At 52.3% G+C, this 12,942-nt stretch carries 12 protein-coding genes; 4 read left to right on the top strand and 8 right to left on the bottom strand.

The features are described 5' to 3' along the window. Nucleotides 1–146: 146 nt before the first annotated feature. From FEK43_RS14350 to FEK43_RS14340, 3 genes are all read left to right on the top strand, one after another. Nucleotides 147–1,052 (top strand): LysR family transcriptional regulator, encoded by a 906-nt coding sequence (locus FEK43_RS14350; protein WP_130206447.1) that lies wholly within the window; start codon nt 147–149, stop codon nt 1,050–1,052. 141 nt (nt 1,053–1,193) lie between these two features. Continuing rightward, nucleotides 1,194–2,414 carry a phosphoadenosine phosphosulfate reductase gene (locus FEK43_RS14345; protein WP_135406185.1) on the top strand — a complete coding sequence of 407 codons (1,221 nt, stop codon included), beginning with the start codon at nt 1,194–1,196 and terminating at the stop codon, nt 2,412–2,414. Further along, a complete protein-coding gene (locus FEK43_RS14340) occupies nt 2,387–3,016 on the top strand; it encodes a ParB/RepB/Spo0J family partition protein (protein WP_130258600.1) in 630 nt (209 codons plus the stop codon). The genes FEK43_RS14345 and FEK43_RS14340 overlap by 28 nt, the downstream gene beginning before the upstream one ends. On the opposite strand, the gene ybdL is transcribed toward FEK43_RS14340, so the two are convergent. Then, on the bottom strand, nt 3,017–4,177 hold the full coding sequence (gene ybdL / locus FEK43_RS14335; protein WP_135406184.1) for a methionine-oxo-acid transaminase: 1,161 nt from the start codon (nt 4,175–4,177) through the stop codon (nt 3,017–3,019). 108 nt (nt 4,178–4,285) lie between these two features. Here ybdL and hcxA point away from each other — a divergent pair, with 108 nt between their 5' ends. Beyond that, on the top strand, nt 4,286–5,374 hold the full coding sequence (hcxA, locus tag FEK43_RS14330; RefSeq protein ID WP_135406183.1) for a hydroxycarboxylate dehydrogenase HcxA: 1,089 nt from the start codon (nt 4,286–4,288) through the stop codon (nt 5,372–5,374). 9 nt (nt 5,375–5,383) lie between these two features. Here the strand turns inward: hcxA and FEK43_RS14325 are convergent, their stop codons facing one another. The 7 genes from FEK43_RS14325 to entC all read right to left on the bottom strand — a co-directional run bounded on the left by FEK43_RS14325 (nt 5,384) and on the right by entC (nt 12,823). Next, a complete protein-coding gene (locus FEK43_RS14325; protein ID WP_135406182.1) occupies nt 5,384–5,581 on the bottom strand; it encodes a YbdD/YjiX family protein in 198 nt (65 codons plus the stop codon). 127 nt (nt 5,582–5,708) lie between these two features. Then, nucleotides 5,709–7,814, bottom strand: coding sequence for a pyruvate/proton symporter CstA (cstA, locus tag FEK43_RS14320; RefSeq protein WP_131161029.1), 2,106 nt, complete (start codon nt 7,812–7,814; stop codon nt 5,709–5,711). Between the two features lie 180 nt (nt 7,815–7,994). Beyond that, nucleotides 7,995–8,408: a proofreading thioesterase EntH gene (gene entH, locus FEK43_RS14315; RefSeq protein WP_000637953.1), complete on the bottom strand. Its 414-nt coding sequence runs from the start codon at nt 8,406–8,408 to the stop codon at nt 7,995–7,997. Nucleotides 8,409–8,410: 2 nt separating this feature from the next. Beyond that, nucleotides 8,411–9,157, bottom strand: a complete 747-nt coding sequence (gene entA, locus FEK43_RS14310) for a 2,3-dihydro-2,3-dihydroxybenzoate dehydrogenase EntA (protein ID WP_135406181.1) — start codon at nt 9,155–9,157, stop codon at nt 8,411–8,413. Further along, a complete protein-coding gene (gene entB, locus FEK43_RS14305) occupies nt 9,157–10,014 on the bottom strand; it encodes an enterobactin biosynthesis bifunctional isochorismatase/aryl carrier protein EntB (RefSeq protein ID WP_135406180.1) in 858 nt (285 codons plus the stop codon). Before entB ends, entA begins: the two co-directional genes overlap by 1 nt. A gap of 13 nt (nt 10,015–10,027) precedes the next feature. Beyond that, nucleotides 10,028–11,638 (bottom strand): (2,3-dihydroxybenzoyl)adenylate synthase EntE, encoded by a 1,611-nt coding sequence (entE, locus tag FEK43_RS14300; protein ID WP_130206435.1) that lies wholly within the window; start codon nt 11,636–11,638, stop codon nt 10,028–10,030. 9 nt (nt 11,639–11,647) lie between these two features. After that, nucleotides 11,648–12,823 (bottom strand): isochorismate synthase EntC, encoded by a 1,176-nt coding sequence (entC, locus tag FEK43_RS14295; RefSeq protein ID WP_135406179.1) that lies wholly within the window; start codon nt 12,821–12,823, stop codon nt 11,648–11,650. Nucleotides 12,824–12,942: the final 119 nt, after the last annotated feature.

Here is a 12,942-nt window from a genome sequence, read left to right as displayed (position 1 = left end):
ATTGCTCACCTCACGCATATCAACTATGCTAGTTTAGAAAAACTTAATCATAGATTAAGCAAAACAACATAATATATTGAAATACATAAAGCCATATCATTGACTTGATGAATATCATGAAAACAAGTATATGAATGGAGTACATCATGGCTAATCTTTACGACCTAAAAAAATTTGATTTAAACTTACTTGTCATTTTTGAGTGCATCTATCAACATCTCAGTATTAGCAAGGCAGCTGAATCGTTATACATAACACCTTCTGCAGTAAGCCAGTCTTTACAACGTCTACGAGCGCAATTTAATGATCCCTTGTTTACTCGATCCGGTAAAGGGATTGCACCAACAACAACGGGTTTAAATTTGCATCATCATCTTGAGAAAAACCTTAAAAATCTTGAACAAACCATCAACATTGTCAATAAATCTGAGCTAAAGAAAAAATTTATTATTTACGGCCCGCAACTTATTTCCTCAACGAACAGTAGCCTTTTGATCGGATGTCTCCGACAAGATTCGTCCGTAGAAATTGAACATCATGACATTATGATGTCAGCAGAAAGTGCCGAAGATTTATTAGCTTATCGCAAAGCAGATCTGGTCATCACATTAACGCCAGTTATCAGTCGCTCGGTGAGCTGTGTACCTTTTCAATCGATACGCAATACACTTATCTGTAGTTCATCCCATCCGAGAATAACGGAATACAGCAGCCGCGAAGAAATTCTTGATGAAGAGTTTACTTTTCTGATATCAAAAGCATCTGGACTTGAAGATTTTCAGATGGAAATAGAAGCGCTTCTGACAAACCGAAAAATAGCATTCCGTAGTTCTTCACTGTTTACTATCATCAATACTATTGCGGTAACCGATTTATTGGGCATTGTTCCCGTTGAGTTATATCGCAGCAATCAAAAGAACCTACAATTAAAACAAATAAAGCTAGAGCAAAACCTACCCTCTAATACGCTTTATATCTCCTATAACAAATCATCATTAAACAATCTGGGATTCTCCCGATTTATTGATCGCTTAAATGATAATTTATCCTGAACACCGTTCAATAAGGACAATGCTCCTCATAAAAAATTCAGCCGATGAATATAAAATGAGATATCTTATTTTAATTTGTTACTACTATAATCAGAAAACTATCGCACTATTCTCCAGATCACGTTAAGAGAGCGTTTTCAGATGTCCATTTATAAAATTCCGCTTCCGCTCAATATTCTGGAAGCTGCACAAGAGCGTATTACCTGGACACTCAACACCCTACCCCGCGTTTGTGTCTCATTTTCTGGCGGTAAAGATTCAGGCTTAATGCTTCATCTAACCGCGAATCTGGCCAGAAAAATGGGAAAAAAAATATACGTTCTGTTTATCGACTGGGAAGCACAGTTTTCTTTAACTATTCACTATATTCAGTCCCTACGAGAGCAGTATGCTGATGTCATTGAAGAATTTTATTGGGTAGCGCTGCCTCTTACGACGCAAAACTCTCTTTCTCAGTATCAACCCGAATGGCAATGCTGGGAACCTGATGTTGAATGGGTACGCCTGCCCCCGGAAGATGCGATAACCGATCCGACATTTTTCTCGTTTTATCAACCGGGTATGACGTTTGAACATTTCGTGCGTGAATTTGCCGAATGGTTTTCGCAAAAACGTCCGGCGGCCATGATGATCGGCATCCGGGCTGACGAGTCCTATAACCGTTTCGTTGCTATCGCCAGTTCGAATAAACAGCGTTTTGCCGACGATAAACCCTGGACTACGGCCGCACCAGGCGGTCATAGCTGGTACATTTACCCCATCTACGACTGGAAAGTGGCTGATATCTGGACCTGGTATGCAAATCATCAAAGTCTCTGCAACCCACTGTATAACCTAATGTATCAGGCAGGCGTCCCTCTGCGTCAGATGCGAATTTGCGAACCTTTTGGCCCGGAGCAACGGCAGGGATTATGGCTCTATCACGTTATCGAACCGGATCGCTGGGCTGCTATGTGCGCACGAGTCAGCGGTGTAAAAAGCGGCGGAATTTACGCCGGACATGACAATCATTTCTATGGGCATCGGAAAATCCTCAAGCCAGAGCATTTAGACTGGCAAGAGTATGCATTATTGCTGCTCGATAGCATGCCGGAGAAAACAGCTGAGCATTACCGCAATAAAATCGCCATTTATTTGCACTGGTATCAGAAAAAAGGCATCGAGGTTCCACAAACCCAGCAAGGGGACATTGGCACGAAAGATATCCCCTCCTGGCGGCGAATATGCAAAGTTTTACTCAATAACGATTACTGGTGCCGGGCATTATCATTTAGTCCTACGAAAGCGAAGAACTATCAGCGTTATAACGAACGGATAAAAGGAAAACGTCAGGAATGGGGGATACTATGCAACAACGATTAACGCAGGATTTAACCCAATTTCTCGCCAGCTTGCCGGAAGACGATCGCATCAAAGCGATTAATGAAATCCGCATGGCGATCCATCAGGTTAGCCCCTTTCGTGAAGAGCCCGTGGATTGCGTTCTGTGGGTTAAAAATAGCCAACTCGTGCCGAATGATTACAACCCCAATAATGTGGCACCGCCAGAGAAGAAGCTGCTAAAAAAATCCATTGAAATTGATGGTTTTACCCAACCTATCGTGGTGACTAACACTCAATCTGACACAATGGAGATTGTTGATGGCTTTCACCGTCATGAAATTGGTAAAGGATCTAACACGTTAAAAACGCGCTTAAAAGGGTATTTACCGGTTACCTGTCTGGGAGGGGATCGTAACGAGCGCATCGCTGCAACAATTCGCCACAACCGCGCTCGTGGACGCCATCAAATCACTGCAATGTCGGAAATCGTCCGTGAACTCAGCCAGTTGGGATGGGACGATAATAAAATTGGCAAAGAACTGGGAATGGACAGCGACGAAGTGCTGCGTCTGAAGCAAATTAACGGCCTGCAAGAACTGTTTGCCGACCGTCAATATTCCCGCGCCTGGACTGTCAAATAACTAAAGCTGGCACAGGCGTTCAGCTGCTGCCAGCAACGTCGATTCCTTCTTGGCAAAACAGAGACGAATCAGTTTATGGGGGAAGGGATCGGCGCAAAATACCGACAGCGGGATCGCCGCCACGCCATGCTCCCGCGTCAGCCACTGGCAAAACTCAACATCATCCAGCGTAGACACGGCGCTGTATTCCACCAGCAAAAAGTAAGTACCTTCGCAGGGTAGTATCTCCAGCCGACTTTCACTTAAGGCGTTCACCAGAATATCGCGTTTCTGCCTATAAAAGTCCGGTAACGCAAGATAATGCTCAGGTTCTGCACGTAGCATATCCGCAAGCGCCAGCTGTGCCGGGGTATTCACCGAAAAGGTCAGATACTGATGCACTTTGCGGATCTCGGCGCTGATGGGCGCAGGCGCAACGCAATAGCCCACTTTCCAGCCGGTCATATGATAGGTCTTGCCAAATGAAGAAACTGCCACCGCCCGCTCACGCAACTGCGGATGCGCCAGCACGCTGGCATGGCCCTGCTGTGAAAAGTTGATGTGCTCGTACACTTCATCACTAATAACAAAAATCTCGCGCCCGGCAATTGCCTGCCACAAAGCGGCGAAATCAGCCTGCCGCCAGACGGTGGCGCTGGGATTATGCGGCGTATTGAGGATCACCAGTCGGGTGCGCTCGCTTAACAATGCGGCAAATTCCTGCCAGTCAACGCGAAAATGCGGAGGTTGCAGTGCAATACGTTTCACTATTCCCCCAGAAAGCGCGATGGCGGGGGCGTAACTGTCATAGCTGGGATCAAAGCAAATCACTTCATCACCATTGCGCACCAATGCGGTAATCGCTGCATATAACGCTTCCGTCGCCCCTGCCGTTACGGTGATATCGCTATCGGCATCTGGTTGATAGCCATACAAACGTTCCGTTTTCTGAGCAATCGCCTCGCGCAAGGCCTGCACGCCGGCCATGGGCGCATATTGATTTGCCCCCTGGGCAACGTGGTACGCCAGCCGCTCCTGTAAATAGCGCGGACCATCAAAATCAGGAAAGCCTTGCGACAGGTTAATCGCCTGGTGTTGCTGCGCCAGTGCGCTCATCTGGGTGAAAATAGTGGTGCCAAGTTGTGGAAGTTTGCTTTGTGGAATCAGAGGGTTATTTGTCATTTTTATTGTACCTGACGAAGTTGCGTGTTGAAGGCACTATAACACGATGCTAGTATTTGGCAATCAAGACGTTTAGATGTCTAAATAAAACAATAAGGACAACACAACATGCCTCACAATCCCATCCGCGTCGTCGTCGGCCCGGCTAACTACTTTTCACATCCAGGAAGTCTCAATCACCTGCACGATTTTTTCACTGATGAACAGCTTTCTCGCGCGGTGTGGATCTACGGCGAACGCGCCATTGCTGCGGCGCAAACCAAACTTCCGCCAGCGTTTGGGCTGCCAGGGGCAAAGCATATTTTGTTTCGCGGTCATTGCAGCGAAAGCGATGTACAACAACTGGCGGCTGAGTCCGGTGACGATCGCAGCGTGGTGATTGGCGTCGGCGGCGGCGCACTGCTCGACACCGCGAAAGCCCTCGCCCGCCGTCTCGGTCTGCCGTTTGTTGCCGTTCCGACGATCGCCACTACCTGCGCAGCCTGGACACCGCTCTCCGTCTGGTATAACGATGCCGGACAGGCGCTGAATTATGAGATTTTCGACGACGCCAATTTTATGGTGCTGGTGGAACCGGAGATTATCCTCAATGCGCCGCAACAATATCTGCTGGCGGGGATCGGTGACACGCTGGCGAAATGGTATGAAGCGGTAGTACTGGCCCCGCAACCAGAAACGTTGCCGCTAACCGTGCGTCTGGGGATTAATAACGCGCAGGCCATTCGCGACGTCTTGTTAAACAGTAGCGAGCAGGCGCTTGCCGATCAGCAAAATCAGCAGTTAACACAATCATTTTGCGATGTGGTGGATGCCATTATTGCCGGAGGCGGAATGGTCGGTGGTCTGGGCGATCGTTTTACGCGTGTGGCGGCGGCCCATGCCGTGCACAACGGTCTGACTGTACTGCCGCAAACCGAGAAGTTTCTCCACGGCACCAAAGTCGCCTACGGAATTCTGGTGCAAAGCGCCTTGCTGGGTCAGGATGATGTGCTCGCGCAATTAACTGGAGCGTATCAGCGTTTTCATCTGCCGACTACGCTGGCGGAGCTGGAAGTGGATATCAATAATCAGGCAGAGATCGACAAAGTGATTGCCCACATCTTGCGTCCGGTCGAATCCATTCATTACCTGCCGGTCACGCTGACACCTGATACGTTGCGTGCAGCGTTCGAAAAAGTGGAATCGTTTAAAGCCTGACGTACAAATTTAGCAGCAGCGCGCGCCGCCTTTTCCACCGTAGCGCGCGTCCTGCCGCTCACGGAAAAACTCTTCGTAAGTCATCGGCGTTAGATCTGGATGATTAACCCGCATATGTTCGACATAGTTGTCGTAATCAGGCATACCAATCATCAGCTTCGCCGCCTGACCTAAATATTTTCCGGCTTTTGCCAGTGAATCAAACATCAATACCTCCGGTGATCAGGTTGCTGAAATATTGCCGGATACGGCGCGAACGCCTTATCCGGACTGGAATTGCTGAGAGTAAGGGGAACGCTCGGCACTATACCAACATCCCCCCCACACTCTGACTTTAGTGCGCGCCTTTCGCCTGCGCCACGATCTCCTCGACATTTTCCGGCATTGGCTCATACGGCGTTTCTTTCGCCGTTGGCTTCGGCTCTTTCAATGCCGCAAGTGCCGTCTTAATCGAGAACAGTGCCAGAACCACCACGACCACCATAAAGAAGATGGTCAACCCAGCATCCAGACGGTTGTTGAACACCAGTTGCGCCAGCTGTGACTCAGTATACTGCGACGGAATATTGCCGCTGTCGATCATTGCCTGGAACTTGTTAGCAATCGCCAGAAAGCCGACTTTCGCATCCGGGCTAAACGCTTTCTGCCAGCCTGCGGTCAGGGTACAAATCAGCAACCAGGCCGTTGGTACCAGCGCCACCCAGGCGTAACGTTGACGTTTCATTTTGAACAGCACTACGGCACAGAGCATCAGCGCCATCCCTGCCAGCATCTGGTTGGCTATACCAAACAGCGGCCACAGAGTGTTAATACCGCCCAGCGGATCGACCACCCCTTGATGGAGGAAGTAGCCCCACGCCAGCACGCACAGCGCCGTTGCCAGCAGGTTAGCAGGCAGTGAATCGGTCCGTTTCAGGCCCGGAGAAACCACGCCCAGCAGATCCTGCAACATAAAGCGCGCAGCACGCGTACCTGCATCTACTGCAGTCAGAATAAACAGTGCTTCAAACAGAATGGCGAAGTGATACCAGAACGCCACATCCATCATGCCGCCCAGCGCGCCGTGCAGAATGTAGGCCATCCCCACCGCCAACGTCGGCGCACCGCCCGCACGGGAAATGATCGACTGTTCACCCACTTCGCTGGCAATCTGGTTTAGCGTATCCGGGGTAATCGCAAAGCCCCAGCTACTCACTACCTGCGCGGCAGAAGCGACTACATCCGCCGTCCCTGCCGGAGCCAGCACCGCCATCGGGCTGTTCATGGCGAAGTAAACGCCCGGATCGATGATACAGGCAGAAACCAGCGCCATAATCGCCACGAAGGATTCCATTAACATTCCGCCGTAGCCGATAAAACACGCCTGCCCTTCGTTCGCCAGCATCTTCGGCGTGGTACCGGAAGAGATCAGCGCATGGAAGCCAGACACCGCGCCACAGGCGATGGTGATAAACAGGAACGGGAACAGGTTACCAGTCCATACCGGGCCAGTACCATCAACAAATTTAGTCAACGCAGGCATGGTCAGCGTCGGGCGCATAATCAAAATGCCTACCGCCAGACCGACGATAGTCCCGATTTTCAGGAAGGTAGAGAGGTAGTCACGCGGAGCCAGCAGCAACCACACCGGCAGCACCGCCGCCACAAAACCGTAACCCACCAGCATCCAGGTCAACTGCACGCCGGTAAAGTCAAAGTACGGCGCCCAGGTCGGGCTTTCTGCCACCCAGCCGCCAGAGATAATGGCGAAAATCAGGAACACCAAACCGATGACCGACACTTCGCCAATACGCCCCGGACGCAGATAGCGCAGGTAGATCCCCATAAACAGCGCCAGCGGAATGGTAAACGCAACGGTATACGTTCCCCACGGGCTATGAGTCAGGGCTTTCACCACGATCATCGCCAGCACGGCAAGGATAATGACCATGATCATAAAGCAGGCGACCAGCGCAATCACCCCGGCGGTTGGCCCCATCTCTTCTTTGACCAACTCACCCAGCGAACGACCGTCACGGCGCGTAGAAACAAACAGCACCATAAAGTCCTGCACTGCACCAGCGAGAACCACCCCGGCAAGCAGCCAGATCATCCCCGGCAGGTAGCCCATCTGCGCTGCCAGCACTGGCCCCACCAGCGGGCCTGCTCCGGCAATGGCCGCAAAATGGTGACCGAACAGCACTTTCTTGTCTGTCGGTACATAGTCCAACCCATCGTTATGGCGCACTGCTGGCGTCATACGCGTCGGGTCAACCGCCAGCACATTTTTGGCGATATACAGACCATAAAAACGGTAAGCGATCAGATAGACACAGACCGACGCAACCACAATCCACAGTGCGTTGATCTGTTCCCCACGATTTAAAGCAATGTATCCCAGAGCAAATGCTCCCATTACAGAGAGCACTGTCCAGACGAGGTATTTCCCTGATTTGTTCATAGTTGTTATCCGTGTGCGTGTCCATAGAGATGTTACATTTTGTTTCTATAACATCTTTGTACAATTTAACAACACGGCAACCATGTAAATCGGAGTTGAAACCAATATTTAACTTCACAATGTTAACTCGATCACTCCGTTAACCGAGTTTTCCTGCAATCTCATTTAATTCTGTCGGGCTCATCCCAAAACTGCCGTACCCAGCCGACAAGTGCAGCAACGCCGCCCCTGTTCATCGAAAACAACGATTTCCCAACTCTGATTTTGCCGCCCAAGATGCAGCGGCTGGCAGACACCGCGCACCTTGCCTTCAGACACCGGGCGATGATGGGTGGCGTTAAGTTCCGTGCCCACCACACACTGTCCGTCGCGGGTCATCATAAATCCGGCCATCGATCCCAGCGTTTCCGCCAGCGCTGCCGACGCGCCGCCATGCAGCAGGCCAAACGGCTGATGAGTACGGGTATCAACCGGCATTTCGGCTTCCAGCACATCATCGCCCAGACGGGTATACACAATTCCCAGATGCGCCACCATTGTGTTATCGCTGGTGGCGTTCAGTTCGTCGAGCGTTAAATGGCGTTTCCAGATCATGCTTATGCCCCCAGCGTTGAGCCGCCATCTACCACGATATCCTGTAGGGTGATATGGCTGGCGAGATCGGAAGCGAGGAACAAAATCGTGTTGGCGATCTCTTGTGGACGGGCAATTTTCCCCAGCGGAATACCGAGTTTAAACTGCTCGCCAAAGCCGCGAATACGCTGCTCTTCGGCGTCATCGCTCACCCACAGCGTGCGTTGCATATCGGTGTCGGTTGAACCCGGCGAAACCACATTACAGCGCACACCGCTACCCGCCAGTTCCAGTCCGACGCTCAACGCCAGGCTTTTCAGCGCCGCTTTCGACGCGCCATAAGCACTCATGCCAATACGCGGCGTGTGCGCAGCGTCGGACGCCACAGTGACAATCGCCCCGCCCCGTTGGCGACGAAACTGATTCATGGTCTGCTGGAACAGGTTAAACGCACCGCCGACATTGACCGCAAAAGTCTGTTGCCAGTCTTCCTTACTGAGCTGATCGGTCGCGCCCATGCGCAAAATTCCCGCCGCATTAACCAGCACGTCCAGTCGCTCCGTTTCAGCTAACAGTCGCTGACATACCTGCGCCACCTGCGCAGCATCGGCAACATCCATTACTTCGGTCGCAAAGGGATATTGCTCCTGAGCGAACGCTTGATCAAAACCTGTAACTTCCGCTCCCGCCTCAACAAATGCCAGCGCCGTGGCGTAGCCGATTCCTTTACCTGCGCCGGTTACCCAGACATTTTTACCGCTGAAATCCATTATTTCACCTCGCGGGAGAGTAGCTTCCACCAGGCGTCGATGGTCGGGTTTTTCGCCAGCATTACAAAGTCGATATCGCCATGCACTTTGCGCCAGCGCGCCGCCAGCGCCATCATCCGCACCGAATCCAGACCGTAGTCGATCAGGTTGTCGTCATCGAACGGTTCATCGGACTCGTCCAGCAACGGCAGGATCACCTCACGCAGCGCCGCTCTGCTGGCGGGGATAGGTGCTGGCAGTAATTCTTCGGTCATCACCACCCGGCCAGAACGTCCGGCCACATAATTCAGCGACATCAAATGCTCGTCACGACTGAAATCGGCCAGTGCATCCGCCACCATAAACGGTTTAATATCGCGCATAAATGCGTCGGTTGCGGTGGTCATACAGCCAATGTGGGCATATACCCCGGTAATAATCAGCTGGTTACGCCCACTCTCTTTGAGCATTTGCTCCAGCGGAGAACGATGAAACGCGCTGTAGCGCCACTTCACCAGCACCGTGTCGTCGGCATCTGGCGTCAGGCGATCCACCACCTTTTGCTGTTCCGGCGAGCGGGTCAGGCCCGGCCCCCACATATCATTCAACAGCGCCCGATCTTCATCGCTCTGATCTTTCGGCTGGGCGGTGTAATAAACCGGGATATTGTGCTGTTTGCAGTAGTCGCGCAACGCAGCAATATTCGCGATCACCTGCTCCATCATCGGGCAGTTCTCACCCCAGAAGCTAACAAAATAATCCTGCATATCATGGATTAACAACGCGGCACGTTGCGGTTCAAAGGCCCAGTCGACTTTATTCTGCGGAATATCGTGAGACTCCGGCAGCGCGTAAGCCTGTAATTTTGGAATAGCCATCGTGTTCTCTCCTTCAGGCTGAAGCGCGTGACGCCAGCCACTGACGTAATTGTTTTTTATCGACTTTCCCGACCGCCGTCAGCGGAAGTGAATCCACACACTCCACGCGATCCGGTAATTTAAATTCGGCAATACCCTGTTCGCGCAGGAAACGACGCACCTGCACCGCGCGCAGCGGCTCTTTTACCACCAGATAAGCACAGCTTTTTTCGCCCATCAGCTCATCTTCCATACTCACCAGTGCGGCGTAGATCACCGCCGGATGGCGCAGCAGCAGGTTTTCGATCTCTTCGGCAGCGATCTTCTCGCCGCCACGGTTGATCTGATCTTTCTCGCGCCCCTGCACGGTGATGTAGCCCTCTGGATCAATAGAGATCAGATCGCCGGAACAGTAAAAACCGTTGGCATCAAAGGCGCTGGCATTGTGCTGTGGACTTTTGTAATAACCGCGGAAGGTATACGGCCCGCGCGTCATCAGGCGTCCAACTTCCCCTTGCGGCAGTGGATTTCCATCGGCATCGGCAACCCACACTTCATCGTCCGGGCACATTGGGTAGCCCTGGGTATGGATAATTTTCTCCGCGCTATCATCAAGTCGGGTGTAGTTCACCAGCCCTTCCGCCATGCCGAATACCTGCTGTAACTGGCAGCCAATCTCTGCGGGAATACGCGCCGCAAGCGTGGCAGAAAGACGTGCGCCACCAACCTGTAACAGTTTCAGCGAGGCAAGCTGCGCCCGGCTTTCGCCTTCAGCCAGTGCCTGCAACCACAGGCTGACTGCCGGTGGCACCAGCGCGGTGACGTTAACCTGATGTTTTTCAATCAATGGGAAGCAAAGCGTGGCGCTGGGATCGGCCGCCAGAACGACAGTGCCGCCAGCAAGAAATACCCCCAGCGATCCCGGCGAACTCATGGCGTAGTTATGAGCCGCCGGGATCGCGCACAGGTAGCGCGTCTGTTGTGTGAACTGACAAATCTCGACGCTACGGCGCACGCTGTAGTAGTAGTCGTTATGAGTGCGCGGGATCAGTTTCGGTGTGCCGGTAGTGCCGCCGGAAAGCTGGAAATAGGCCACTTCATCAGCAGGTGATGGCGTGGCAGTAAAATCCTCTGCCGGATGGTTAATCGCATCCTGCAAGTTATGCTCACCGCTGTCGTTGTGCAGTTGCACCACGCGAATGGAGGAATGTTCTGTGACGAAAGTATTGAGGAAATCATCCCCGCTAAACAGCGCATGTTGGCGATCGGCAATCAGCAATGTGGGTTCAATCTGGCTGGCATAGGCGTTCAGTTCACTACGCTGATGGCTGAACAGCGCCAGCACCGGCGCAACGCCCAGTTTCAGCAGCGCGAAAAAGGTAATATAAAGTTCAGCGACGTTACCCAGTTGTACCAGCGCGGTTTCACCAGGTTTAATGCCCTGACGGCGCAAACTACAGGCGAGGTTATCCGCCGCCTGATTCAGCTCCCGGTAACTCAACTGCCGCTCGCCGTCGATAACCGCGATGCTATCACTCGCGGCGTGGCGGGTCAGAATGTCGGTCAGCGGCAAATCCTGCCAGTAACCTTTTTCCCGATAGCGACGGGCAAACTCTTCCGGCCAGCGGGTGAATGGAATGCTCATCCTCGCTCCTTAATGCAATCCAAAAACGTTCAACATGGTAGAAAGTTTGACGCCTGTTTCGCGCCACTCACCCAACGGTGACGACGCAGGCACAATCCCCGCTCCGGCAAACAGACGCACCTGATTTTCCCGCAGCTTCGCGCAGCGGATTGTCACCACCCACTCGCCGTTACCTTCGCTGTCACACCAACCTACAATGCCGCCAAACAGCTCGCGGTCGAACGGCTCCAGATCAGCAATAACCTGGGTCGCGGCCTGATGCGGGAAACCACTCAGCGCGGGGGTCGGATGCAGCAGGCAGGCCAGAGTCAGTGCGTTTTCTTGCGAATTCGCTTTACCTTCAAAGGGAGTTGCGAGATGCCACAGCGTCGGGGTGGTGATCAATTGTGGAGAGGAGGGAACGTGTAACTCACTACTGCGTTCGCGCAGTACCTCTTTCATCGCCTGAGTCACCAGTTCATGTTCGTGGCGATCTTTTTCTGACGCCAGCAGACGATTACCTGCTTCGCGATCGAGCACGTCATCCGGCTGACGACGCGCGGAACCGGCTAACGGAATGGAGCTAAAACGCTCACCGTCTTTACGTAGCAGCAGTTCCGGGCTGGCCCCGAGCAGAACGCCACCATCAGCCAACGGCACATGGAAGTTGTAACTAACCGGGTTTTGCGCAATCAACCGTTCCAGCAATACGCCGCTATCAATGGCGGCGTCGGTGGTGATATCAATCAACCGTGACAACACCACTTTGTCGACCTGCGGCGTGGCGGTAAGAGCGGCGGCGCGGGCGACCATCTGTTCAAACGTGGCTTGTTCCGGAATTGTCTGGCGTTCCACCACATTCAGCGACTGGCTGCGGGTGAAACGGCGTGCGGAAGCTTGTTTTTCCTGACGGGAGAACGACTGCCAGGATTCGGGAATATACAGCGATGAAGGCTGGCGTGGATCGAAGGGAATCGCCCCGACCATCACCGGATTTTTAATGCCCTGCGCTTTGGCATCGGCAAACAGCGCGGCGAGTTTTTGCTGGAAGGGACTGTCGGGCGAATCCCCGTTCACAGCCGGTTCATCGAAGCGGGCGAAACATCCTGACGTCGTAAAACTGCGGTACGGCGACATAAAGAAAAAGCGATTGGGCGCAAGTGTTGCCATGGTCTGCTGTACTTCCTCAGCCAGTGACGTATCCATATCATCCTCCACAAAATGATAAAGGCTTTAATAATGATTATCATTTATATTTTCGGTCGCTAACCTAAAAGCAAACGCGCACTATGTCAACTCTTGAGGTAACGCAATCTGCAACTCGG

The organism is Escherichia sp. E2562 (genome assembly GCF_005781075.1).
Classification (GTDB): Bacteria; Pseudomonadota; Gammaproteobacteria; order Enterobacterales; family Enterobacteriaceae; genus Escherichia.
The sequence above is the reverse complement of the archived record's forward strand: the minus strand, read 5'-3'. Positions and strand labels throughout refer to the sequence as shown.

Coding starts and splice junctions, on each gene's coding strand:
- entH (WP_000637953.1), bottom strand. CDS start 8,408: ATGATCTGGAAACGCCATTTAACGCTCGACGAACTGAACGCCACCAGC.
- hcxA (WP_135406183.1), top strand. CDS start 4,286: ATGCCTCACAATCCCATCCGCGTCGTCGTCGGCCCGGCTAACTACTTT.
- entB (WP_135406180.1), bottom strand. CDS start 10,014: ATGGCTATTCCAAAATTACAGGCTTACGCGCTGCCGGAGTCTCACGAT.
- entE (WP_130206435.1), bottom strand. CDS start 11,638: ATGAGCATTCCATTCACCCGCTGGCCGGAAGAGTTTGCCCGTCGCTAT.
- FEK43_RS14340 (WP_130258600.1), top strand. CDS start 2,387: ATGGGGGATACTATGCAACAACGATTAACGCAGGATTTAACCCAATTT.
- FEK43_RS14350 (WP_130206447.1), top strand. CDS start 147: ATGGCTAATCTTTACGACCTAAAAAAATTTGATTTAAACTTACTTGTC.
- entC (WP_135406179.1), bottom strand. CDS start 12,823: ATGGATACGTCACTGGCTGAGGAAGTACAGCAGACCATGGCAACACTT.
- entA (WP_135406181.1), bottom strand. CDS start 9,157: ATGGATTTCAGCGGTAAAAATGTCTGGGTAACCGGCGCAGGTAAAGGA.
- ybdL (WP_135406184.1), bottom strand. CDS start 4,177: ATGACAAATAACCCTCTGATTCCACAAAGCAAACTTCCACAACTTGGC.
- FEK43_RS14345 (WP_135406185.1), top strand. CDS start 1,194: ATGTCCATTTATAAAATTCCGCTTCCGCTCAATATTCTGGAAGCTGCA.
- FEK43_RS14325 (WP_135406182.1), bottom strand. CDS start 5,581: ATGTTTGATTCACTGGCAAAAGCCGGAAAATATTTAGGTCAGGCGGCG.
- cstA (WP_131161029.1), bottom strand. CDS start 7,814: ATGAACAAATCAGGGAAATACCTCGTCTGGACAGTGCTCTCTGTAATG.